Raw genomic sequence first — 25,403 nt, 5'->3', positions numbered from 1 at the left:
ATCAATTATTTTGGCATTCCCCCAATGACTTTGTTTCTGTACCTAAAACATATGGATATAAATACACCCTACTTTTTTCCTACAAAAAATAGTAAAAGCGTTCTTTTTAGAATGTAAATATTTGATTTTTAGAAGATAAAAAAGTTAAAAAACTTTTTGTACTGTATGGATATTTACTTCTTGTTGTTTGCCTTTTAACAAGACACTTCCTAAAAAAGTAGCAGTGAGAGGCGTTGTAAAGCTGAGGTCTTTTAGCAAATCTTCGGAGATAAGAAGTTTTACTTTATGATTATTACATTCTGCTTGAATTCTAGCAGATGTATTAATGACATCTCCGTGATAGGCGATTTCTTTTTTGATAACTCCGACTTCGGTGACCATTAATTTTCCTCCATGCAATCCTGCTTTAAACTCAGGAATAACACCGTATTTCTCCTTATAATAATCAGCTTTTTGTTGTTTTCTTTGCTGAAATGAAAAGAATAGATTTACACAGTTATTATTGGCAAGCCCTTTTTTATAAGGCCAGCTCAGTACTGCTTCATCACCTACATATTGGTATATCTCCGCTTCGTGTTTAGGAACTACCGTATTGAGGTCATAGAAACAATCTTGTATAAATTGACTATATTTAAAATGCCCTAGTTGTTCTGCAATAGTGGTAGAATCTTTAAGATCCAAGAACATAAAAATACGTTTCTCTTCTTGGGGATTTTTGTATTTACCAAAAAGCATTTTAATAAACACGCCTCTTCCAAACTTTTCGGTTGCAATTTTGATAAAAGAAAAGACAAAAGATACCATCACCATGTATAATATGGTGGCCCAAAAAGACTTGTTTTTTCTCCACCAACCGGTATCTGTATTTAAATTGATGTTATAGATATCCGAAAAAATATCCATAATGATTGTAAAGATGATAACGGTAGTGATGAAATATAATAGTGTTTGGATGATGATATTATATACCAATGATATTCTGTTAGAACTATATTTATCAAAGAAAATATCTATGGTAGTATACACAATACCAAGCAGTACGCCAATACTCGTAAATCCCATTAAGGCTCTTAATGTCCCTTGAATACCACTATATTCTTGAATCACCGTAAAACCTTCTTCTTCATCTATACCGTAATACCTAAAGATAGAGAACAATCCCATAGCAATAGACCAGAAGAGTATAGATTGCCATAATAAGCGAAGGTATTTTTTGAGTCGACGTTTCATTTGTGTGTCAGAAAGTAGTGTGAAAGGAACTTACTATTTTGATATAACAAAAATAACAAAACATTCTAATCACTTCGGAATTTGTGGAGATAGCTTTATATCTCAAAAGCAATTTTTATTTTTAACTATGAAAACTGTGGAATTTTGGTCCTGTAAATACACAGTTGTGTAAAAAATACACACTTTTATTTTTTGGCATATTCTCTAAGCCCTTGTTTTTCAATAATCTTTAGAATTGGTATCAATTTTGGTTTTCCAGTGTGGAAATAAAAACGAATATGGAAATTTCAAGATCAATAGGAATATCAGAATCACCAAAAATGGAGAATGTTTTAGATCGTCTAAAACATAAAATGCAGAACGCATCTTCTTCTTTTATTCTACTAGCTACGTTTTTAGTGTTGTTTAGTTCGGCTTCTTTATTGTATTTCTTACAACCTTATTTTGAAGAAATTCATTTACAACGAATGAATACTACTTGGGGAATTACTTTAATGATTTCTGGGCTAACGTTATTACTAATAAAAGTAAGCTTTCTGGTATATATCTTGTTTTTATACCTTCGTTACAAGACTGTAGCATCAGTTTCGGATACAGAATTACCGTTATGTACAGTGATTGTTCCTGCTTACAATGAAGGAGAATTAGTATATAAAACCCTACATAGTTTAGCAGAAAGTGATTATCCAGCGGAGAAATTACAAATTATTTCTATTGATGACGGAAGTAAAGATGATACTTGGCAGTGGATGCAACTTGCAAAGGAAGAATTGGGAAATCGTATTTCTATCTACCAACAGTCTAAAAACAAAGGGAAAAGACATGCATTGTACAGAGGTTTTAAACTTGGTATGGGAGATGTTTTTATAACAGTAGACAGTGATTCTATTGTAAAAAAGGATACACTCCGTATTATGGCTTCTCCATTTGTTGTAAATGATGAATGTGGTGCTGTAGCCGGAAATGTACGTGTACTAAACAGAGATAAAGCTTTAATTCCAAGAATGCTTAATGTAAGCTTTGCTTTTAGTTTTGAGTTTATCCGTTCTGCACAAAGTGCGTTAGGCTCTGTATTATGTACTCCTGGTGCCTTATCTGCTTATCGAAGAGAAGCTGTAATGAACTGTCGTGAGGCTTGGATTACACAAACTTTTTTAGGCCAAGTTTCTAAAATAGGAGAGGATCGTGCGATGACTAATATGATACTAAAGCAAGGATATAAGGTATTGTTTCAGAAAAATGCTTACGTGTACACCAATACTCCAGAGCGCTATAAGAATTTATATAAAATGTTTATTAGATGGGAGCGAAGTAATATTAGAGAGAATATTGCTATGAGTAAGTTTGCTTTTGGAAACTTTAGAGACGGCGCTAAATCTGGAACAAGGATATTACTAATGAACCAATGGTTAAAACTAATCATGGCGTATCCTGCTACTTTATTAATGATCTATTTTATCGCTACATATCCAATATTGTTTTTTAGTTCTACAATGATGAGTATTCTAGTGTTTTCTAGTATTCAGGCATTCTTTTATGCTAAAAAACATAGTCTGTCTGAGTCTCTTTGGGCGTATCCATATAGTTTGTTTTATGCCTTTACATTATTTTGGATTACTCCTTATGCTATTGCCACTGCAGGAAGAAGCGGATGGCTTACAAGAGACCTTACGAAGAAACAACTTAAAGAACACGAACAATCGGTTTCTATTTCTTAACAATTAAATTGATTACCCATTTATCTCAATTAACCAACCAATCTATTTCCGTCAAGGGGTCTGAATGTTTTTTCCAATAGGCAATCAGACCCTAGGAGATAACCTTTTTCGAAAAGATACGTAAACACAACACCCAAACTCAACTTCACTCTTTTTTTTGCTTATCAATTTACTATGATAACCAACCTACCTAAAAGCTCCTCTTTCCCCAAATTAGAGGAGCTTTTGCTATTTTATAGCATTCATTCTCTTTAGAGATTATATTTTGATAGCAATAAATTTTAGCTTGTATACCAAATTATATTATTTTTAATACACGCTAACCAATCTCTATTCGTATGAAAAATTCAATACTTTTAGTTTTTCTTTGTTTCTCGTTTATTGCATACTCACAGTTAGAAGATTGTTCTGAATGTGATACCAAAACCTATTCGAAAAAGGATATAGCAAAGAATTCATTATATGAACTTCAGCTATTACGAAATGAGATTTTTGCCAGGCATCAGTATATTTTTAAGGATGAACGTTTATTAGAACATTTTCAGGATTATTCCTGGTATCAACCGGACTATAACAATCCACCTGAAATCACATTGAATGATATTGAAAATACCAACATAGCACTTATTAAAAGTGCTGAGTCTAATATTAAGAATAAGCGGAAACGATTGATTTCTGAGCTAAAAGAACTAAAAAGGGTTCTGAAAGCCAATGATACGATTACTATCAATTTGTTTTTGGATAATGGACTTAAAGATGAAGTAAACGCAAAAGAAGCACTTAATGAACTGGCTTCTATTTTTTCTAAAATAGATCTAAAAGACATCAATTGGTATCGTGATGAAGCGATATATAAAGTAGCTACTGACAATGGGTTTTTGATTAGAGAAACTTCCTTACGAATTAATGGAGATGAAGTAATCGCCAGTATGGGAGATCTGGCACATTCTGAAATTATGAAAGAACCTTTTAAATATGGGAGTAATTACTATTCAGAAAGTGAATATAGTTCTTTTTGGATTTTTAAGTTTGATGGTCAGAAATTAAGACTAGATCGACATGAGGTTGCAGGGTAGTGTTATTTAGTTAAGCATTCTGATTGTCAGTCTGAGCTTGTCGAAGACTTATAACGACTCGATTTTCAATTCATAATTATATGATTTCCTATTTTTTAACTACAATTGATGCTTTCCTATAGTGTCAAAAAATGATTTACGATACGTATTTCCAATAGGTAATTCTTTATTTTGGATCCATACCGAGTCATTAGTAATCTTATCAATGTGCTGAATAGAAATAATGTAGGATTTATGTATTTGTATAAAATTAGATTCTGGTAAGCCTTCTTTACAATGTTTTAAGGTGTTATAGGTGATGATTTGTTCATCTTTTAAATGAATTGCGATGTAGTTTTTTAAACTTTCTACATACATAATGTCTTTTATAAATACTTTAGCATATTTGTTTTTTCCATCTGTTTTGAAAAAGAAAAATTCATCTGTGTTTTGCTGTTTAGATACTGTTTCGTGACTGCTAGAGTCTTTTATTTTAGAAACAGCCTTATAAAAACGTTCAAAAGAGATGGGTTTTAATAAATAATCTAAAGCGGCTACCTCATAACTATCTAATGCAAATTGTGGATAAGCTGTTGTGAAGATAATTTTGGTGGAGCCTGTAATGATCTTGGATAATTGAATTCCGGTAATTTCAGGCATTTGTATATCCAGAAACAATAGGTCAATGGGCTGTTTTTCTAGATAGTTTAATCCTTCTAAAGGGTTTGTGAAGGTGTTTTTTACTTCTAGAAAGGAGATTTTAGCACAATACTTTTCTAATAATCGAATTGCAGCAGGTTCGTCATCTATGAGTACACAAGTAAATAATTTCTCCATTTATAAAATTGATTAGGTTAGAATTTTAGCTGTAAATACGCTTCAAATTGATTATCCTTGTTTGTGTGCTCTAAAATAAAATTATCCTTATATAAAACCTCTAATCGCTGTCTAATATTTTCAGTGCCAATACCAGTTTCTGTATGCTGCTCGGATGTATTGATATAGTTTTTTGTAGTTAATACCAATGAGTCTTCTTTAATGTCTAACCAAATAGAGGCAGGTCTCTTGCTATCATTGATGATTCCGTGTTTGCATACATTTTCTACAAAATGTATTAAAACTAGAGTAGGTATTTTTTGTAGATGTACCATACCCTCAATTTGAAGTAATACATGAAAATTATCTTCATATCTACGTTTAAAGAAGTAGAGATAATCTTCGATAAAGGTAATTTCTTTGCTTAAGAAAGTAATATCATTATTAGTCTCATAGGTAACGTATCTCAATAATTCTGAAAGCTTTAAAATATCATTAGCGGTTTCTGGCTTCTCATCGAATAATTCTTCATAAAAGTTGTTTAGTGTATTAAACAGAAAATGAGGACTTATCTGAGACTTTAAAGCTGCTAGTTTAGCTTTTTCATGTGCTATTTCTAGATAATGTATTTGTTCTTTATGTTCGTTTAATCTAAAGAATAAACAAATAGCAGTACTTACTAAACATACTCTTAAGGTATAATAGAATGAGTCCAATAAATAATTAGTTATCAAATCGGAAACAGGTACGTCAAAATAGTAATTATGCATTCCTGTAATTTGGTATAGAATCACTTCTTCTAATACAAACCGAATTACTGCAAATAGTAAGATCATTCCTAGAAATGCAATTGCGTATAGCCAATATTTTTTCTTAAAAAGGAATCTTGGCGCGCTGTACTGATAATTAACCACATAAACAGATAATAATGAAATGGTAAATGCGGTCTTAAATAATAAGAAAGGTGATTGAGTGGCAAAAACATTTTTGTTAGAAATTATGTAATCACCTAAAACATCAACGATTAGGATAATGGCGATAATGATACCATTGTATAAAAGCTCTTTTCTCATATTCATATCTCAAAAGTAAGGTGAAAATACTTTTAGTTTTATAAGATATGACAAACAATTATTTTCACAAGACAAACAGGCTTTTTTACACAATCAAACCATACGTTTTATCATTACGCTCGTTTATAGAACGATATCTCTATTTGGTGTAAAATGCGAATCTATCCTTAGAATACGAGATAATATTGTTGTGAATTTTAAAAACAACATACCATGAAATATAGCTTATTCATACTTACAGTTATCAGTTTTACATTATTTGCTACCACCTTAAATGCGCAACAAATTTCTAAAGAGAGTTCAGAATATCTGAAACCCTATGCTAGTTATTATCCAAAACAAAAAGCTAAGATTTTGGTTGTGGGCACATTTCATTTTGCGTATCCGGGAATGGATTATACCAAAACCAACGAAGAAGATAAAATTGATGTTTTAAAAGAACCTAAGAAATCAGAAGTTTTAGAGTTAGTTGAGTACATCAAAAAATTTAAACCTACCAAAATAGCTATAGAGGCTAAAGAAGATTGGGGAATGGATAAAATGTACAAGGAATATAGACAAGGAAAACATAGAGACAAACGAAATGAAAGTTATCAATTGGGAATGCGTATTGCCAATGATCTTAATTTGGATAAAATTTACTCTATCGATGCGACTACATTTAGTACAGATTTGGAAAAGAAATATCCTAAAATGATGAAAGAACTAACAGAAGGTTATGATTTTCAGTCAGATGACCCTTATGAAAAAATGGTACAGAAATCATTTAATGCTTCTACTATTTTGCCGTCTAAAGTAAGAATCTTAGATTATTTTAAGTATATGAATACCATAGAAGGTCATAGAAATAATTATGGGGCTTACTTTATAGGAGATTTTAAATTAGACAATAATAGAGGAGCGGATTTTTTATCGATTTGGTGGTATAATAGAAACCTAAGGATGTTTAGAAAAATCCAACAAATAGATCATACGAATGAAGATCGCATATTGGTTATTGTAGGAAACGGTCATGCATCAGTACTGAGGCATATGATCGAGTATTCTCCAGAATATGAATTCGTAGAATTTAGTAGTTTATAAATATAAAATATCATCAATCAAATAAGAAGAGGCTGTCCAAAGGGTTATTATATAATGTCAAAATGAGCTTGTCGAAGTTATTTTACTATCGGATTTTCAATATGTCTTCGACAGGCTCAGACTGACAAATACAAGTTTTAACACCTTGCAGACAGCCTCTTTTGTGTTTTTATAAGTATGATTATCTAAAAACAGAGTACTTAATTACACAAGAATTATTTTGTCTGTCATTACATTCCCAGTAGATAATATCTGCATCTACGAACGCTGCTCCTGCAGATCCTACGATTTGAGTAACATGAGCCTGTAAATCATCTTGGTAGTGATCTAAGTTAATATCGCTATCTCCATCTACATAGTATACCATACTTCTGAAGTAAGTATCAACCACATTAGATGGAGGCCAGTGTCTTGTATAGGTAGTACACTCACGTACATATCTTTCGAACTCAGAAGACGCATCATCCGAGCAACCTTCGTCTCCGTGTAAAGTACAGTTGGCTTTTTCAAGAATTTCTGGAATTTGATTTACTTCTTCGATAGTGGCTGTTCTTTGTTCTTTATTACCAACAAGGTCAAAAGCAGCAGTTCTGTCAATAGATTCGGTTGATTGGTTAACATCAGTATCGTCGCTACATGAAACGATACATAAGGATACGAATAATGCCCCAAAAAGGGATTTGAAAGTTGATTTCATTGTTATAATTTTAAGGTTAAAAGTTGGAATAAAAGTAATTAATGAGTGCTGGAAATAAGTGCAATGAACTTTTAAGAAAACATAAATATTTTAATTACTAAATGGGGGAAATTTCAACTTTTTATAATATGTAATTAAAGTAACTCTAACATATATGTTTGTATCCCTTATAAATACTGTTGTTTTATAAATACAAAGTTCTATTTAAATCTAAAACCTCTCTAAAAGATTGATTTTATAATTTAAAAGTAAAGATCTCCAGAATCTTCTTAGATTTGATAAAGAACTTTCAACTTTACTCAATTTATGATACAATCCTATAAACAACGTCCAGCATTAGAAGAAAAATATGATGCTATTATTATAGGGTCGGGAATGGGAAGTCTTACCGTAGGAGCTATTTTAGCGAAAGAAGGGAAGAAAGTACTAATTCTAGAGAAGCATTATACTGCAGGAGGTTTTACACACATATTTAAACGAAAAGGGTACGAATGGGATGTGGGTATACATTATATAGGAGGAGTTCAACAAGAAAAAAGCCCTATCAGAAGGTTGTTTGATTATGTTTCTAATTATCAGCTCCAATGGGCAGACATGGGAGAAGTTTATGATCGAATTATCATTGGAGAATCATCATATGATTTCGTAAAAGGAGTAGAAAATTTTAGAAACAAAATAGTATCCTATTTCCCAGAAGAAGAAAATGCTATAGATCGTTATATAGAGCTGGTGTTCAAAGCAAATAAGGTAATGGGAGCTTTTTATAAAGAAAAAGCCTTGCCAGGATTCTTAAGATTCTTGATAGGAGGTTTTTTAAAAAGGCCTTATCTCAAGTTTTCTGATCAGACTACTTATGAAGTGCTTAGTAAATTAACCAATGATCAAGAGTTAATAAAAGTATTGACAGCACAATATGGTGATTATGGGTTACCTCCTAAACAAAGTAGTTTTGCAATGCACGCTTCTGTTGCCAGACATTATTTTGGAGGCGGAAATTTTCCAGTAGGTGGATCTTCAAAAATTGTAGAAACAATAGATCCTGTTATAGAAGCGTCATCTGGTACAATTTTGACAAATGCTGAAGTAGATCAAGTAATTGTAGAAAATAACCAGGCAAAAGGGGTGAAGATGATCGATGGTAAAGAGTTTTATGCCAATACAATCATCAGTGGAACAGGAGTATTCAGTACATTCGGGAATTTGCTTCCGGATTCAGTTATACAAGAACATAAATTGATGGAAAGCTTACAAAAAGTAACTCCATCGGTATCGCATGCTTGTTTGTATATGGGATTTAAGAGTAGTCCAGAGGACTTACAATTACCGAAAACCAATTTTTGGATTTATCCTGAAGATGTAGATCATGATACTTGTGTGGCCCGTTATCTACAGGATCAAAACGCAGATTTTCCAGTGGTGTATGTGTCTTTTCCATCGGCAAAAGATCCAGATTGGTCAAATAGATATCCAAATCGAAGTACGATAGATATCATCACCTTAGTACCTTACGAATCGGTATCTAAGTGGAAAGGTACCAAATGGATGAAAAGAGGCGATGATTATGAAGCTTGGAAAGAAAATATTTCGCAACGATTAATGAAAGCACTTTTTAAGCAATTACCGCATTTAGAAGGAAAAGTAGATCATTACGAGCTTTCTACACCGCTAAGTACAGCGCATTTTGTTAACTATGAGAAAGGTGAGATTTATGGTATTGATCATACTCCCGCGCGTTTTAGACAAAAGTTCTTACAGCCCAGAACACCAATTAAAGGATTGTATCTTACAGGACAAGATATCGTGACCGCTGGAGTAGGAGGAGCATTGTTTTCTGGAGTGATTACTGCATCTGCCGCAACAGGGATTAATTTTAAAAAGAAGATTTTTGTGAATTAATAGAGAATATATGACATCTTATTACTTGACGTTTTGTTCTTGTACCTTTGCTGAGATAAAAAAAAGAGATTGTTATCCGTAACAATCTCTCTTTAGCATAAATTATGTTACTGGAAATTAAATAACTTCCACATTAACTGCGTTTAGCCCTTTTTTTCCTTGTTCAGTACTAAATTGAACTTTATCATTTTCTCTAATAGTATCGATTAGACCTGTAGAGTGTACAAAAATGTCTTCTCCTGATTCGTTTGATTTGATAAACCCAAATCCTTTTGAGTCATTAAAAAATTTTACTATGCCTTCTTGCATCTTATTAAATTTTAAATTATTAAATATATATTTTGTTCAAGGAAAGAGATAAAATGATTCTTAACGAGCTATGTATCAACTCAATTAAAAATTAAATAAAACTTAAAAAAAATAAAGTAAAGAAAAATAAAAAAGGAAAGAAGAGAAAACTCTTTAACTAATTACCAAATAAATACCTTAAAATTAAAAAGGTGTTCTTTCTAGAACAATGCAAAGATATACTTTTAAATTCTACATGTACATATTTATTTTGTAAATAATTAAAAATCATATTTTTTCATCATCTTTAGTACTATTTTAATTCAGATAGAAAATATTTTATAATTATTCTTTAATCTGGGTTATCTGTAATATCAGAAGAATGGCTGTATAAGGATATCTAAGTGCTAAGTAAAGCATCAGAAATAACCCAATATTTCTTTTACCGTTTCTTTATATTTTCGACCTACAGGCACCTTATTTCCCTTTAGTTCTATCTCTGTTGGAGAAAAAGCATCTATATGATCTATCGAAATAAGAAACGACCTATGTACCCGTAAAAATTTACTAGTTGGTAGTTCGGTGATGATAGAAGATATTGGTCGATGCGCTACAATTTCTTTCATAACGGTCTTTACCTTTATGTAGCTTTTTAAACTCTCTATATATAAGATATCATCTAAGTAAACCTTTTGCATTTTTTTCAAGACTTTTAAATAAATATAAGGTCTGAAATCTGTAGTAATTACGGCGGTATTTGAAGGTGTTTCTGTGTTAGATTTTGATTGCCGATATACTTTATTGACAGATTTTAAGAATCTTGAAAATTCAATAGGTTTTAACAGATAATCGATGGCATCCAAATTATAAGCGTCGATAGCATGATCTTTATATGCAGTAGTGAAGATGACCGTAGGAGCTGGCGATAAGTCTTTGAGAAACTCAATACCCGTAATTTCGGGCATTTGTATGTCTAAAAATATAAGATCTATTTGTTCTTTATGAAGAACATTAAAAGCCTCGTGGGCACTACTACATTTGGCAATCAAATCAAGATTATCTATTCTCGAAATGAAATTTTCTATAACATCCCTTGCTAAAGGTTCATCATCTACAACCAAACATCTTATTTTCTGATTTTTCATAAGAGAAACTAGATCAGGTTCAACTTCAATATTACTTTATAATAAGTGTCTGTTTCTTCTTTAAGAAGTTCATAATTATCTCTGTATAATAATTCTAGACGCTTTTTTACATTAATCATTCCTACACCAGTTTTTACCCCGTTATCTTTATTAGCATTTATTTTCTTAGTATTGTATACATCCATCATTAGGATCTCATTGTCAGCTTTGATACTTATTTCTATAGAGGACTTTTTATCATTACTTATCCCATGTTTAAAGGCATTTTCTACAAATGGCATTAGTATAAAAGGAGCAATTTCATTATCCTTATTCATACTACTGGTAAAATGAATGGTATTAGTACTATTTAATCTTAATTTTTCTAAATCAATGTAGTTTCTTAAATATTCTATTTCTTTGGATAAGGTTACTTTTGGAACATTAGCTTCATACAACATATACCTCATTAAACCAGATAGTCTTATCAAAGCGTCTTCTGCAGCATCAGATTTTTTAATGATAAGAGAGTATAAATTATTTAATGTGTTAAATAAAAAATGTGGATGTATCTGGTTTCGCAGTTGTGTAAGCTCTGATTTAAACTGTTCTCTCTCTAGGGTTAGTGTTCTTTTTTGCTCTTTATGATAAAATCTCACAAAAACGAATATTAATGGAATAATTGCCGCACGATTGATATCAAAGAAATTCCCCATGATTTCCAAGAAATTAAACATATCATATTCTTTCCAATCTGGAAATAAGTAAGGTCTGCTAATATTCCAGACAGGTCTTTGTACAAAAATGGTCACTAAAAATAGCCAAATAACGTAACTGATACCAAAGACAAATAGATTTTTCTTTAAATAAAATTTAGGTATTAAAATATAAAGAGTACCATAAACAAGGATCAATCTTGCTGGCAATAAGGCTGCTTGTACTAAAAAGTGAATTTGGTAATTATGGTTTGTACTAGACCATATAAGAACTAAGGAGAAATAGAATCCTAGCCAATATATTAGGTGCCTTGGTATTCTGTATTTTAATTGATTACTGTAAAAAAAATTGGTCATTAGTTGGCTTATAAGCGAAAAGTAAGCATAAAATATGAAAACAGTCCTATGTTTTTTATGCATATAAACGAATTACAAGTAGTGTTATACGAACAACCTCTTATTGTTTACAAAAGGCAAGAACTATGAAAAATACAGTTAGGTAATTAATAAATACCCTTAAACTGTTTTTCGACAGCATATTCGGTTGTCTGTGTATAGAGTTTTCTTCCGAAATCGTTTTTGGTTAATATCGATTGAAATTCAAATAATTAGCACACAATATCCATGACTCTATCTATCACAAAGTTGTTTTTGAGATACAATTCTTTAGTGAATTTTCCCAAGAACTATGCATTGAAATCTAGCTTTCAGAATTCATCAATCATCTTTTATTAACCAATTATTCAATTTCATAACCGGATGATTAGGGATATCTAATCATTTAAAAAGTAAACGAATGAAACAAAAACAAAAACTAATCTTATTTTTAATCGCTTTTATATCTCTTAGTGCATATTCTCAGAATATAATAAGAGGTGTTATAACCGAAAAGTCTACAGGTAATCCTATTCCTGGTGTTAATGTTGTTATCAAAGGTACTTCTAACGGAGCCGTATCAGATTTTGATGGAAATTATACTATCGAAGCGTCTATTGGTGAAACACTGGTGTTTTCTTATATAGGATTTAAAAATCTAGAAGTAGTAATATCCGAAAGTACACTAAACATCGCTCTAGAGGAGGATGCGGCAACTTTAGACGAAGTTGTTATTATTGGATATGGTTCTGCATCTGTAAAAGACTTAACAGGAGCTATCGAAAAAGTAACCACCGAGGATTTTAATCCAGGAGCCATAACTTCTCCAGAACAATTGATTACGGGTAAAACTGCTGGGGTAAATGTAATTCCACCAAGTGGACAACCTGGACAAGGAGGAACCATCAGTATACGAGGAGGTAACTCTTCATTATCGGCTAATAATAGTCCACTGGTAGTCATAGATGGTGTGCCAATAGACCAAGGAACTACTGGTGGAAATGGAGTAGCAGCATTGAACTCTATTAATCCTAATGATATAGAGAGTTTTGTAGTATTAAAAGATGCTTCTTCCACAGCAATTTATGGATCCAGAGCTTCTGCAGGTGTGATACTAATTACTACAAAAAGCGGAAATTTAAGCTCTCCTTTTAAAGTTCAAATCAATACTACTGGATCAATCGGAATGGTACAAAGAACCAATGATGTCTTAAATGCTGAGCAGTATAGACAAGTAGCGGTAAATAGTCAGAATGCTTCTTTGATCGTACCATTATTAGGCAATATTGATACCGATTGGCAAGATGAGATTTTTCAGGAAGCCTTAGGTACAGATAGTAATATAACACTTACTCAAGGTTTTGGAAGTACTTCTTATAGAGTATCATTAGGATATACGACTCAAGAAGGTTTGGTAAAAACTTCAAAGTTCGAAAGAAGTTCGGCATCCATTAACCTTCTTCAGAAATTATTTGATAATAGTTTGTCGATAGATCTTAATCTACGTGGAGCACTTACTCAGGATGATTTTGCCAATGGAGGAGCTTTAGGATCTGCATCACAATTTGATCCTACTCAATCTGTTTTTAGTGGCTCAGAGGAATTTGGTGGTTATTGGGAATGGCTACAACCTGATGGCACTCCACAACCGTTATCACCAAGAAATCCCGTGGCACTATTGCAACTTTTAAGTAATACAGCAGAAACTGAAAGAGCACTAGGAAATATTAAGTTCGATTATAACGCACCATTTTTAGAAGGACTGAATGCCAATATTAACTTAGGTTTTGATTATAATGAAGTAAATGGAGTAACTAATACTCCTGCATCATCTGCGGCAGGTTTCTTTTCTCAAGGTAGTGTTGGTGATTACGGAAGTATTAGAAGAAGTACGTTGATTGATGCATTTTTAAACTATAAAAAAGATATCGAAAGTCTTCGTAGTTCCATTGAACTTACAGCAGGACATACATTTCAGAAGTTTTATAGAAAAAACTTTAATAGTAATACACCTACCGTAGGAACATCTGTAGAGAATAGTTTTGAAACACAAAACGCACTAGAATCATATGTTACCAGACTTCGATATTCTTATGATAGTAGGTATTTATTAACGGCAAGTTATCGATCGGATGGGTCGTCTAGATTTAGTGAAGATAATCGCTGGGGTAATTTTTTTGCTGGAGCCCTAGCTTGGAATATATCCGAAGAGAATTTTCTAAAAGATTCGAATACCGTATCTAATTTAAAATTAAGATTAGGATATGGCCAAACAGGTCAACAAGAGATCGGTGTGGATTTCGGATATTTACCTGTGTATGTGAATGGAGCAGATAATCAACAGTATCAATTAGGGAATACTTTTTATAATACTGTACGACCACAAGGTTTTGATGAAAATATTAAGTGGGAAGAGTCTGAAACCTATAACATCGGTCTTGATTACGGATTTTTAAACGATAGAATCTCTGGTAGTATAGAATACTTTACCCGAGAAACAAATGATGTTTTAAATCTTATTCCAATTCCTTCGGGAACGAATCTTACCAATCAACTAACCACTAATATTGGTGATCTTGAAAATAGTGGTTTTGAATTTACAATAACCTCAGATATCATTAGGAAGAAAGATTTTAACTGGAACTTGAGTTTTAATGCTTCTTATCTAACCAATAAAATTTTGAAGTTAAATATTGTGGATGATCCTTCTTTTATTGGAGTACCCACTGGTTTTATTACAGGAGGAATTGGAAATACCGTGCAGATTCATAGAGTGGGTTCTCCTCAGCGTTCATTTTTATTATTTAAACAAGTATATGATACTGATGGTAGACCTTTAGAAGGGGTTTATGAAGATCTTAATAATGATGGCGTTATAGATTCCGGAGATCTATATGTAAGTGAAAATCCAGCGGCAGATTACCTATTCGGATTGTCTTCCAGTGCTTCTTATAAAAACTGGGATCTTAGTTTTACGATGAGAGCAAGCTTAGGTAATTATGTATATAACAATGTAGCGTCATCCACAGGAAATGAATTCGGTTTACATTCTTTAGGATCTAATAGGAATGTACACGTGTCTATTTTGGAAACAGGTTTTAGAAATAACCAATTATTATCTGATTATTATCTAGAAGATGCCTCTTTCCTAAAAATGGATAATATAACCCTTGGATACAATTTTAAAGACATCCTTAAAGATGACAACATCGGTCTACGTCTTCAACTGACTATGCAAAATGTATTTACAATTACCGGCTATAATGGTATCGATCCAGAAATTAGTGGTGGTATTGACAATAATTTCTTCCCAAGACCTCGCAATATTGTATTTGGGGCCAATATGAACTTTTAAAAAAAATGAATATGAAAGCAATTAAAATTTTAAATCGCTTGACCAATATTTCAACATTACTCATTATGGTAATGTTACTATTACTAGCTTCTTGCGCAGATGAATTGGATCTAGAGCCTCTTAGTGCGCAAACTTCTGAAATTACTTTTCAAAATCTAGATGCCTACAAACAATTTTTAGCAAAGATTTATGGAGGGATTTCCTTAACAGGACAGGATACTAGCGGTAATTTTGATGATATAGCGGGAATTAATGGTAATTTTTCAAACTACCTCCGTTTATTTTTTACAACACAAGAACTTGCTACAGATGAATCTATTATCGCTTGGAATGATCAGACTATACATAATATACATAACCATGTATGGACTTCTTCAGATATTTTCATAACGGCTATGTATGCTAGGGTTTATTTTCAGATAGGTTTAGTTAACCAGTTTATGAGAGAGACTGAGCCTGGAGTTTTGGATAGTAGAGGGAATGTAGATGAAGCATTAAGAGAAGAAATTGCAGGGTTTAGAGATGAAGCACGTTTTATGAGAGCGTTAAGCTATTGGCATGGGATTGATATGTTTGGAGATATTCCCTTAGTAGACGAGAATGATCCGGTTGGAGCATTTTTTCCAGAACAAACATCTAGAGTAGAAATGTTTAATTATTTAGAATCAGAATTGTTAGATATCGAAAGTCGTTTACCTAATCCCCGGCAGAATGAATATGGAAGAGCAGATAAAGCTTTTGTTTGGATGCTACTAGCAAAATTATATTTAAATGCAGAAGTCTATACTAATACAGATCGATATGTAGATGCTTTAGAGTATACAGAACGAATCATAAATGCTGGATATACTTTAGTACCAGAGTATAGTTATTTATTCTTAGCAGATAATGATAGTAATGGAGCAGAGGGTGAGATTATTTATCCAGTACTTTTTGATGGAATTGCTAATGGATCTTTTGGAGGAACTACATATTTGGTACATGCCGCTATAGGAGGTAATATGAATGCTGCAGATTTTGGAGTAAATTCTGGGTGGGCAGGTCTTAGAACAACCAGTGCTTTTGTTGCAAAGTTTAACGATATATCTGGAAATACAGATTCTAGAGCCAAATTTCATACCAGTGGACAAACGTTAGAAATAGAAAATCCATTTGATTTTACCCAAGGATATGCTGTAACAAAATATAGAAATGTAGATGTCAACGGAGTTATAGGTTCTGATGTTTCTGGAAATAATGTAGATGTCAATTTCCCTATGTTTAGATTGGCAGACGCTTACCTAATGTATGCAGAGATTTTTCTTAGAGGAGGAGGAGGAGATGCTAGTACAGCACTACTTTATATCAATCTTCTAAGAGAAAGAGCTTATGGAGATGCAAGCGGTAATATAGCTATTTCTGATCTAACATTAGATTTTATACTAGACGAGCGATCGAGAGAATTGTATTGGGAATGTCATAGACGAACAGATCTTATCCGTTTCGGTCAGTTTTCTGATCAAGGAATATGGCCATGGAAAGGAAATATAGCTGCTGGTAGAACAACCGAAAAGTTTAGAGACTTATATCCAATGCCGAGTGCAGAATTAAATGCTAACCCTAATCTAGTGCCAACACCAGGATATTAATTGAATAGTATGTATATATGAAAAATATAAAATTTATAATTATTGTAGTATTGATCGGATCATTGGGGATGATTTCATGTGAAAACAATGATGACTTGATAACTGTTTCACCCAATGCTAGTACAGGAATTGCTACATTTTCTACCAGCAATATAACATTAGATCGTGCTAATGAGAGTACTGAAGTACTCACCATCACCTTTCAAGAACCAGAGTTTGGATATAACGCTGGATCCATTGGGTATCAACTTTTGTTCGATTTACAAGATGGAGATTTTAGTTCACCAGAGATAAGCACAGTAACGAATGGCTTTTCTAAAACATTTACTACAGCAGAACTCAACCAGATTTTGATAAATTTAGGTGCTGTACCAGAAGAAGTGACAGATCTTTTTATAGTGGTAGAAACTGTGTTATCTACAGATACGAGCTGGTTTTCGGAGAGAAATTCGCTGACTGTAACTCCATATTTATCCGCATTGGATTTGTCATCTAGATGGGGATTGGTAGGAACTGCTACCATAAATGGTTGGGATGGACCTGATATGCCTTTTTATCAATCTACAGATGAAAATGAACCAGCTGGAACTTTTGTAACTTATGTTGATTTATTGGATGGAGCAATAAAAATTAGAGCAGATAATGATTGGGCTGTAAACTACGGAGATAATGAATCTGATAACCTTTTAGATTTTGGCGGTAATGATATAGTTATTGCTGCGGGCAGTTATAAAATTCTTTTTAATGAGAATTCTCTTGTGTATTCTATAGAGCCTTATTCTTGGGGATTGGTGGGAGATGCTACAACTAATGGTTGGGATGGACCTGACATGCCATTAACATATGATCCCTTGTTTGATAATTGGAAGGCAGAAGTGGAGTTACTAGATGGAAACCTAAAATTTAGATTTAATAATGACTGGGATATTAACTACGGAGACGCAGAAAGCGATGGAATATTGGAACCTGGAACACTTAATAATAATATTCCGGTAACCGCAGGCAATTATATAATAACTTTTAACCCTATTACTTTGGAATACACTCTGAAACAAAATTAGAACACAAAAGCAATAGTATACTACCTAGTAGCAATTGGATTTTATCTTTTAATTGTTTTTATAAAATCTGTTTGTTTGTGTTGAATTAGTTTTCATTTCAACAAAAAAGGGGCTAGACAACCACATAGTCCCTTTTTTCTTTTGTATTATATAAATAGACTAATCATTTAATTTCCAGTTGTATTCCAAATATTGAATATTCGCAGATTCATTAGCCTTTGTAACAGCATAACGATTGATAAATGGTATGACACCTTTCTTGAAATCTATAGCATACCACTCGAATATTTTACTAATAACTATTTTATCCGATCCAATTTTGTTTTTAGAAGTATCGTTTATCCAGCTTTTAGAAAGTGTTTCTAATTGATAATTTAGCTTAGATGGGTAAAAGGCTCCTTTTAATAATTTAGGACAGGAAACTGCTGCACAGTTAAAAGCTACATGCAATCTGGGTTCATTAAAATTAGGACGTACGATGGTATTTTCTATTTGGTTTAAAGAATAAACCTTATTACCGGATTTAATAAATTTTTTATCCCATGGTTTCCCTGAGTTGATATTTTTGATACTTTTTACAGGATAAGAACTTGCCACTAAATGAATGGTTGAAGCGTTATATAGATTAAACCAATATGCCAGTTTTTCATTTTTAGTCCAGTCTTTTTTGGGATAGGTTTTTTGAAGATGTACTAGGTATTCTTCAATTTTAGAAATATTAGATTTAAATCCTCTATAATTTACTTTTCCAGAAGAGGATACATACTTTTTTGTAAGTTGATCCCAGATGCTATGATCTGGTCTCACTTTTACAATTTTGTTCTCTTTCTTTTTGCTGGGTGTTTTCTTTACCTCTGTTTTTATAGCTTCAGCTTTTGCAGGAATCTCTTTTGTAACTGTATCATTAATCTTTTCGTTAATAGTATCTTTTAAGACTACTAAAGTATCATTAACAGGGCTTTCAATAGATTCTTTCGATTGATCTAATTTAGAGGAATCAGCAACTTTATTAGAAATTATTTGAGGCTCTTTATTAGAAGAAATACATCCAAAAAGAATACAGGCTATAGCAAATTGAAAGGCAATTTTCATAGATTGAGATTTTAGGTATCTGTAAGATAGTAGTTATTCTTAGTACTTACAAAAAACCATTCCTCAAATCTACTGTATAATTTATTTTAAGTTGCTTAGTATAAAATCCAGCTTTTTATTAGTGTTTAAATTTTTGGCAAAGGAGTCGGTAATATGCAAGCCTTTACTTGCTAATCCTAAATCTTGTAACTTGCTGATATGTTGTTTGTTTTCTAAGGTTACTTTACCTGTTAATAGAAGACTGATATCTTCATTATTATGATAATAATCATATATCTTTTTAAGTCCTGTGAGGTATAAATAGTCTTTGGTAAATCCACCACCTCTATGAGCACGTAATGTTATTTGCCATGCCGCTTCACGATCTAACTTGTATTGACTATACAGTAAATCAAATGTATCTTTAAAGTCATATCCTTTGATTAAACTATCTGCTGCAATTACACGATAGGCTAATTCTTTCATACGCTTTAGTGTAAGAGATCCAGACATATATTCGCTAAAAACAGCCAATCCTTCTTGTGTTTCTGTATTATTTACAAAACCATTAGAAAATATTTTTAACGGTTGACTTTTACCGTTAAAAGTGGTTACCATATGAACACCAATTTCGTGATTGGCGAGTACCTGAAGCTCATTATCACTAAATTGGTAGTTTTTCTTTAATAGTAGCGTTTCCGAAGCATTTAATACCATTGCAGAAGCAGAGATGTTGGTTGACTTTTTAATGGTAAAGTCAAAATCATATCTTTCAGAGAACTTTCTGAAGTATTTCTCTGCGTCCGTTGCAGAATGCTTCTTTTGCATGGATTCACCTGGATCTTCATCTTCGAAATGAAGAATAAATCTTGCGTTTTCTACATCACGTTCTTTAGGAGTACCAAATACCTTTAACGAATTATAATAGAAATTTTTTCCGCTACCTATCGTCTCTATACACTGAATCAATCCAGAATATTCATAAATAATATCCTGAAAAAGTTTACGAATTTCATCGTCTTCAATTCTCTCTAGTCGTTGACTAAAAAATAATCTTTGCAATCGATACGGATCAAATTTTATTTTCCGATAGTTAAAGCTAGGATTAAAGCGGTATTTACAAGCAAAAAAACTCTTCTTTTCTTGCTCTATATTTAAAGGATTAAGGTAGTTAAGAAGTTCAATATTCTTTACTAATCGATCCAGATTTTGATCAATTTTGAATAAATCGGTATAGGTGTCTACAACATCTCCTATCATATCTTGTTTTTAACTATAATGCAAAAATAATAGATTAAGTTGTGAGAAACACTACTTTAGGTCAATAAAGCTTTTATAAAATGAGGCGGCGTGCTCTGGAATCCTTACTTGGAGTTCTTTTTCAATAGATTGTACTACTTCTGGATATAGTACATATGCTATTTCATCACAATAAATTTTAGAAAATTCTGTCGCTAATACTAAGGTGTTATTGAAATGATGGGTAATATATTTCAGGAAGTAACCATTTCCTTGGAAAGTATCATTTATCGCTGCAGTAGTTTGGGTATGGTAAGGTAATTTAATATTTGATAGACTATCACACCAAGAAGAGGCAAAATAACCAAAACGTTCGTTATCAATATTTTTAGTTCCTAAATTTACAATAGGTACTTCACGATCCCAACGTTTCCAATTGTAAGAGTGCATATCATACACTATAGCAGCTCCATATTTTGACTCAATTTTATGAACAAGTTCATGGATTACCGAATAGAAATTTTGATGTTTTTGTAAAGAAAAATCTTTTTCTTGTTTTGATAAAGGCTCTTTCCATAGTTGTTTACCCCAAGCATCTTCATAAATGGCATTTTCGGGATCTCTATTTAAATCATACTCAAATCTAGAATCACATCCGGCTATAACAATCGGATGACTTGCTATCATTTGCTTAGTAGCGGGATCTTCTTCATACCAACGTTCATATTCTGTATGAATACAATTCTCCCAAAGTTCTTTTCTAAATTGATGCCCATCATGCACGGCCGCACAGATATAATAAGCATAAGAATCTATTTTTATAGTAAAAGAATAATCCTCAGCAACTGCATGAAATGGTTCTTCTGCTTTTATTTTGGAAATGATCTCTGAGACAGACAATCTAAGCATCATCAACAGTTTTTCTTAGTTTGGCTTTTCTATCAAATCGATTTACTCGTTGAACAACCTTATCTTCGATAAAATCAACGACTTTCTCCTGTAATCTAACCTTATATTTTTTATTTATATAGGTAATACCGCCAGGACTCATTACATTAACTTCTACCAGCATACCGTTAATTACATCTATACCAACAAAGTACAAACCGTCTTTTACCAGTTTCGGCCCTATAAGCCTACATAATTCTTTTTCCTGTTTAGTTAGCGAATGTTTTACAACAGACCCACCAGCTGTAACATTAGATCGATGATCGTCTTCTGCAGGCACTCTTCTCATAGCACCAATAGGTTTTCCATTGAGAATCAATATTCTAACATCGCCTTGATCTGCTCCTTCAATATAATCCTGTAGAATTACATAATTGGTTGTACCATCTTTATTGTCAATATAGAAATCTAGCAAGGACCGAATACTACTCATCGCTCTTTTTTCTATTAAGATCACACCCGAACCACCAAAACCATTAAGAGGTTTAAGAATCATTTTGTCATCGGGGGATTCTTTGATCATTTTTATCAAGTAATCTTTATTTTTTGTTACATGAGTTTTTGGAATGAAATGAGTATCTATATCATCAAAAGCCGCTGTGTACAGCTTGTTATTAGATCTTCTGATACCATCAATGTCGTTCATGATAAAGACATCATCCTTAATGGAATCCAAAAAATTAAGCATAATCATATCAAGAGGAGGGTTACTTCTCAAAATGATGACATCAAAACCAGCTAAAGGTAGCATCTCATCTCTAAAGGAAGCTTTAGTGTAAAAAGACTTCATTGAAGATGATATTTTTTCTTGTCTATTTAATACTTTACAAAAAGAATAGGTTACACTATCTCTGATAGTTAAATTAGAGGGCGTAGCCAAAGCAACCCCATGTTTTCGCTTTGCGAATTCGTGGATTAATGTAAGGCTGGTGTCATTTTCAGGATCAATTTCCTCCCAAGGATACATTAGAAAACAAACATTCATGAGCAATAAGAATTTTAGAAAAGAAAAATAATAAAATTTATGCTTAGATGATTTAAAAAAGACACATAATTTTATAGAGGATCTTCGTATTATTTACAATCTAAATCTATTTGTATGTTTTCTAATTTAGACCAAACAGGATGATCTACCTTTTTAGGAGAAAATTTAAATAATACCAGATGTTTCTCTAGTTCAGGACAAGCTGAATATTTTGCTATAACATTTAGAGTAACTTCTTTTTTTGTTGTAAAAGCATCATATGTTATTACTTTACCAACATACGATGTTTCATCGAGTTTTTCGAAAAAAGCTTTAGTTGTTGGAATTGAAGAAGTAGTTGTGTCTTCTGATCCAGAAACTACAGTCATTAAGCCGTTAAAATATGTTTCTAATTCAGATTCCAAAATCTTACTGGATAGCGTTGGAACTTCATCTAAATACCACAAAAATGCATATGTAAAGTAATCTTCTGCATCTTTTTTCCCCCAACCTGGTGCAAATCGCACATATTCAGTACCTTTATAAGTAAGTGTGGGTGCAAAAGATAACGGAAATTCTATAGTTTCCTTTCTCCAGTTATCAGGTGCCACAAGGGGATTAGAAGAGATATTACTGTCTGTACATCCGGTAATTACAAACAATGGTAGTATAAAAAATGGTATGATTTTTGAAAAAGTCATATTAAAAACAATTATTTTAGGGAATAAAAATACTAATTGTAAAAATATTTATTGATTTTTATAAATTTGTTAGAAGGAAGGAAAAAATTAAGAATACAAAAAACTAAAAATGAAATTATATACGTTTAAAATATTACTATTATTTATTTTTTGTGCTCAAGTTTCTATGGCACAAGCCCTAACGGATCAGGAAGAAGCTTTAATTATTAATGTTCAGAAAGATATCGTAGGGAAATTAACAGGACATGAACCTATAAAAGGAAAAAAGAAACTTTCTAGTAGAGCTACTCCATCTGAAAGACGAATTACCGCGGATTATCTATCTAGTTATCTTAAAGGTATTGGATTAAAACCCTTAAAGAATGGCTATAATGTCCAAGATAAGAAAGGTAATTCGTATAATGGAACTAACATATATACAGAAATTCCAGCAACCAATGGTAGCGATGAGTATGTAGTATTAACTTCACATTACGATACTGCAAAGGGAAGTCCTGGAGCTGTTCATAATGCTACCGGAGTTGCTCTTGCCTTGTATGTAGCAAGAGAGATTGCTAAATTGGAAGAAAGAAAGGTTAATTTTATTGTTGTATTTTTCGATCAACAGGAAACAAACATGATTGGTTGCAGAATGTTTGTTAAAAAACTAAAAGAAGATAAATATAATGTTACTTCTATGCACCGCGCTGATTATGTAGGATGGGATAATGACGAAGATAGAGCAATTGAATTATTATCTTCTAACATCAGTTTAGAATCTGCATATAGATTGGAATCTGGAGTACCTGTTTTTAAAAGAAGAGTTTCTACACCAGAATCAAAGATTTTTTCTAAGTTAGGGTACGAAACGATTACAATTACGGCAGAGTTAATGAATGGTGATAATTCTCCTTATGTTCGTCAGGCTGAGGATAAGTACACTACAGTAAACTTTAAATATTTAGCATCCACTTCATACATTGTGTATAAGGTGATGAAATCATTTGCTAAAAAAATTTACTAATCTTTTTACTTCACGAAATTTAAAGAACCAAATAATTTCATAATAAACAGAAGAGTTCCTTAGCTAAGAAGGAACTCTTTTAATTTACCGTAATCATTTGTCTTAATACTTACTTTTTCCTTATTCAGTACTTTTTGGATTTGTTTTGGTATCTCAACATTTAGGTCTAATGTGTTTTCTACTATGTCTAAAAACTTAACTGGATGTGCAGTTTCTAGAAAAACACCATATTCATTCTCATTAAGACCATAGGATTTAAGTCCTAAATAGCCAACAGCTCCATGTGGATCTGCAATATAATTGGATTTTGAATAGATTTCTTTCATGGCTTCTTTGGTCAATACATCATTGAAGCTATAAGCAGAAAAATTACCTTTAAGCGAGTTGAAATTATTATTGAATAATTGTTGTATCCTAATAAAATTGCTTGGGTTTCCTACATCCATAGCGTTAGAGATTGTAGCTTTAGAAGCGGTGGGTTCATATTTTTCTGTATTCATATAACGTACAACCGTATCATTAACATTTGTAGATGCTACGAAATGTTTCACAGGAAGTCCTAATTTACTTGCTACAATACCCGCACAGATGTTTCCAAAATTACCACTAGGCACAGAAAATACGATATCTTTACTTTTAGATTTTAATTGTTTGTAAGCAAAAACGAAATAGAATAATTGTGGTAACCACCTTGCAATGTTAATTGAATTAGCAGAAGTTAATTGCATATAATCTGTAATACTGGTATCCAGAAATGCTTTTTTAACCATATCCTGACAATCATCAAAAACACCATCAACTTCTAATGCGGTAATATTTTGACCCAAAGTAGTTAATTGTCTTTCTTGTATGTCACTAACTTTTCCTGATGGATAAAGGATAACGACATCAACCCCTTTTACACCTAAAAAGCCTTGTGCTACAGCACCACCAGTATCACCAGATGTAGCTACTAAAACAGTAACTTTATTTTCATTATTCTTATTAAAATATCCCAAGCACCTGGCCATAAATCGCGCTCCAACATCTTTAAAAGCCATCGTAGGACCATGAAAAAGCTCTAATGTGCCGATGTTTTCAGCAATATCAACTACTGGGAATTCAAAACTTAGGACATCTTTTAGAATCTCTTTCAGTTCGGTTTCTGGAATTTCATCTCCAACAAATTGCTTGATGGTTTGATACCCAATTTCCACTTCATCTAGGTTCTCAATATTTTCAAAAAAAGAATCGGGTAGTGGAGTAATAGTTTCAGGGAAATATAATCCTTTATCAGGAGCTAGTCCTTTTATTACAGCCTCCGAAAAAGATACTTTTGGGGCGTTATGATGTAAACTATAATATTGCATAGATATGCTATTA

The 25,403-nt window shown here is 32.3% G+C and carries 21 protein-coding genes; 8 read left to right on the top strand and 13 right to left on the bottom strand.

Annotation, left to right across the window (positions count from 1 at the left end; all coding sequences use genetic code 11):
* Positions 1 to 144: 144 nt before the first annotated feature.
* Positions 145 to 1,230, bottom strand: a complete 1,086-nt coding sequence (locus ABD077_RS12140) for an adenylate/guanylate cyclase domain-containing protein (RefSeq protein WP_343912570.1) — start codon at positions 1,228 to 1,230, stop codon at positions 145 to 147.
* Positions 1,231 to 1,550: 320 nt separating this feature from the next.
* Between ABD077_RS12140 and ABD077_RS12135 the strand changes: the two genes are divergently transcribed.
* Positions 1,551 to 2,948 carry a glycosyltransferase family 2 protein gene (locus tag ABD077_RS12135; protein ID WP_343912987.1) on the top strand — a complete coding sequence of 466 codons (1,398 nt, stop codon included), beginning with the start codon at positions 1,551 to 1,553 and terminating at the stop codon, positions 2,946 to 2,948.
* A 338-nt stretch (positions 2,949 to 3,286) separates the two neighbouring features.
* The gene (locus ABD077_RS12130) at positions 3,287 to 4,024 is read left to right on the top strand and encodes a YARHG domain-containing protein (RefSeq protein WP_343912569.1); all 738 of its coding nucleotides are present in this window, start codon (positions 3,287 to 3,289) and stop codon (positions 4,022 to 4,024) included.
* 99 nt (positions 4,025 to 4,123) lie between these two features.
* On the opposite strand, the gene ABD077_RS12125 is transcribed toward ABD077_RS12130, so the two are convergent.
* Together ABD077_RS12125 and ABD077_RS12120 are read right to left on the bottom strand one after the other, a co-directional pair.
* Positions 4,124 to 4,840, bottom strand: a complete 717-nt coding sequence (locus ABD077_RS12125) for a LytR/AlgR family response regulator transcription factor (protein WP_343912568.1) — start codon at positions 4,838 to 4,840, stop codon at positions 4,124 to 4,126.
* Positions 4,841 to 4,857: 17 nt separating this feature from the next.
* Positions 4,858 to 5,898 (bottom strand): sensor histidine kinase, encoded by a 1,041-nt coding sequence (locus ABD077_RS12120; RefSeq protein ID WP_343912567.1) that lies wholly within the window; start codon positions 5,896 to 5,898, stop codon positions 4,858 to 4,860.
* A 207-nt stretch (positions 5,899 to 6,105) separates the two neighbouring features.
* Between ABD077_RS12120 and ABD077_RS12115 the strand changes: the two genes are divergently transcribed.
* The gene (locus tag ABD077_RS12115) at positions 6,106 to 6,975 is read left to right on the top strand and encodes a DUF5694 domain-containing protein (RefSeq protein WP_343912566.1); all 870 of its coding nucleotides are present in this window, start codon (positions 6,106 to 6,108) and stop codon (positions 6,973 to 6,975) included.
* 181 nt (positions 6,976 to 7,156) lie between these two features.
* Here the strand turns inward: ABD077_RS12115 and ABD077_RS12110 are convergent, their stop codons facing one another.
* Entirely contained in the window at positions 7,157 to 7,672 is a 516-nt protein-coding gene (locus tag ABD077_RS12110) for a hypothetical protein (protein ID WP_343912565.1), read from the bottom strand.
* Between the two features lie 306 nt (positions 7,673 to 7,978).
* On the opposite strand from ABD077_RS12110, the gene ABD077_RS12105 reads away from it, so the two are divergent.
* Positions 7,979 to 9,568: a phytoene desaturase family protein gene (locus ABD077_RS12105; protein ID WP_343912564.1), complete on the top strand. Its 1,590-nt coding sequence runs from the start codon at positions 7,979 to 7,981 to the stop codon at positions 9,566 to 9,568.
* 117 nt (positions 9,569 to 9,685) lie between these two features.
* Here the strand turns inward: ABD077_RS12105 and ABD077_RS12100 are convergent, their stop codons facing one another.
* The 3 genes from ABD077_RS12100 to ABD077_RS12090 form a co-directional block, all read right to left on the bottom strand.
* Entirely contained in the window at positions 9,686 to 9,877 is a 192-nt protein-coding gene (locus ABD077_RS12100; RefSeq protein WP_343912563.1) for a cold-shock protein, read from the bottom strand.
* A 398-nt stretch (positions 9,878 to 10,275) separates the two neighbouring features.
* On the bottom strand, positions 10,276 to 11,001 hold the full coding sequence (locus ABD077_RS12095; protein ID WP_343912562.1) for a LytR/AlgR family response regulator transcription factor: 726 nt from the start codon (positions 10,999 to 11,001) through the stop codon (positions 10,276 to 10,278).
* An 8-nt stretch (positions 11,002 to 11,009) separates the two neighbouring features.
* A complete protein-coding gene (locus ABD077_RS12090; RefSeq protein ID WP_343912561.1) occupies positions 11,010 to 12,053 on the bottom strand; it encodes a sensor histidine kinase in 1,044 nt (347 codons plus the stop codon).
* A gap of 439 nt (positions 12,054 to 12,492) precedes the next feature.
* Here ABD077_RS12090 and ABD077_RS12085 point away from each other — a divergent pair, with 439 nt between their 5' ends.
* Genes ABD077_RS12085 through ABD077_RS12075 form a run of 3 tightly spaced genes read left to right on the top strand, consistent with a single transcriptional unit; the run spans position 12,493 to position 18,115 of the window.
* A complete protein-coding gene (locus tag ABD077_RS12085; protein WP_343912560.1) occupies positions 12,493 to 15,426 on the top strand; it encodes a SusC/RagA family TonB-linked outer membrane protein in 2,934 nt (977 codons plus the stop codon).
* Between the two features lie 5 nt (positions 15,427 to 15,431).
* Entirely contained in the window at positions 15,432 to 17,054 is a 1,623-nt protein-coding gene (locus tag ABD077_RS12080; protein WP_425545862.1) for a RagB/SusD family nutrient uptake outer membrane protein, read from the top strand.
* Positions 17,055 to 17,071: 17 nt separating this feature from the next.
* On the top strand, positions 17,072 to 18,115 hold the full coding sequence (locus tag ABD077_RS12075) for a SusE domain-containing protein (RefSeq protein WP_343912558.1): 1,044 nt from the start codon (positions 17,072 to 17,074) through the stop codon (positions 18,113 to 18,115).
* A 159-nt stretch (positions 18,116 to 18,274) separates the two neighbouring features.
* Here the strand turns inward: ABD077_RS12075 and ABD077_RS12070 are convergent, their stop codons facing one another.
* The 5 genes from ABD077_RS12070 to ABD077_RS12050 all read right to left on the bottom strand — a co-directional run bounded on the left by ABD077_RS12070 (position 18,275) and on the right by ABD077_RS12050 (position 23,038).
* On the bottom strand, positions 18,275 to 19,207 hold the full coding sequence (locus ABD077_RS12070) for a DUF547 domain-containing protein (RefSeq protein ID WP_343912557.1): 933 nt from the start codon (positions 19,205 to 19,207) through the stop codon (positions 18,275 to 18,277).
* A gap of 81 nt (positions 19,208 to 19,288) precedes the next feature.
* Positions 19,289 to 20,446 (bottom strand): peptidase MATCAP family protein, encoded by a 1,158-nt coding sequence (locus ABD077_RS12065; protein WP_343912556.1) that lies wholly within the window; start codon positions 20,444 to 20,446, stop codon positions 19,289 to 19,291.
* A 51-nt stretch (positions 20,447 to 20,497) separates the two neighbouring features.
* Positions 20,498 to 21,334, bottom strand: coding sequence for an N-formylglutamate amidohydrolase (locus ABD077_RS12060; protein WP_343912555.1), 837 nt, complete (start codon positions 21,332 to 21,334; stop codon positions 20,498 to 20,500).
* Entirely contained in the window at positions 21,327 to 22,358 is a 1,032-nt protein-coding gene (gene gshB / locus ABD077_RS12055; protein WP_343912554.1) for a glutathione synthase, read from the bottom strand. Before gshB ends, ABD077_RS12060 begins: the two co-directional genes overlap by 8 nt.
* An 89-nt stretch (positions 22,359 to 22,447) precedes the next feature.
* Positions 22,448 to 23,038 (bottom strand): hypothetical protein, encoded by a 591-nt coding sequence (locus tag ABD077_RS12050; RefSeq protein WP_343912553.1) that lies wholly within the window; start codon positions 23,036 to 23,038, stop codon positions 22,448 to 22,450.
* Between the two features lie 109 nt (positions 23,039 to 23,147).
* On the opposite strand from ABD077_RS12050, the gene ABD077_RS12045 reads away from it, so the two are divergent.
* Positions 23,148 to 24,041: a M28 family metallopeptidase gene (locus tag ABD077_RS12045; protein ID WP_343912552.1), complete on the top strand. Its 894-nt coding sequence runs from the start codon at positions 23,148 to 23,150 to the stop codon at positions 24,039 to 24,041.
* Between the two features lie 59 nt (positions 24,042 to 24,100).
* Here ABD077_RS12045 and thrC read toward each other — a convergent pair whose 3' ends face one another.
* Positions 24,101 to 25,390, bottom strand: a complete 1,290-nt coding sequence (gene thrC / locus ABD077_RS12040; RefSeq protein WP_343912551.1) for a threonine synthase — start codon at positions 25,388 to 25,390, stop codon at positions 24,101 to 24,103.
* Between the last annotated feature and the right edge of the window lie 13 nt (positions 25,391 to 25,403).

Source organism: Aquimarina litoralis, assembly GCF_039523995.1.
Lineage (GTDB): Bacteria > Bacteroidota > Bacteroidia > Flavobacteriales > Flavobacteriaceae > Aquimarina > Aquimarina litoralis.
Note: the sequence above shows the minus strand (reverse complement) of the source record. Positions and strands in the feature narration are given on the sequence as shown.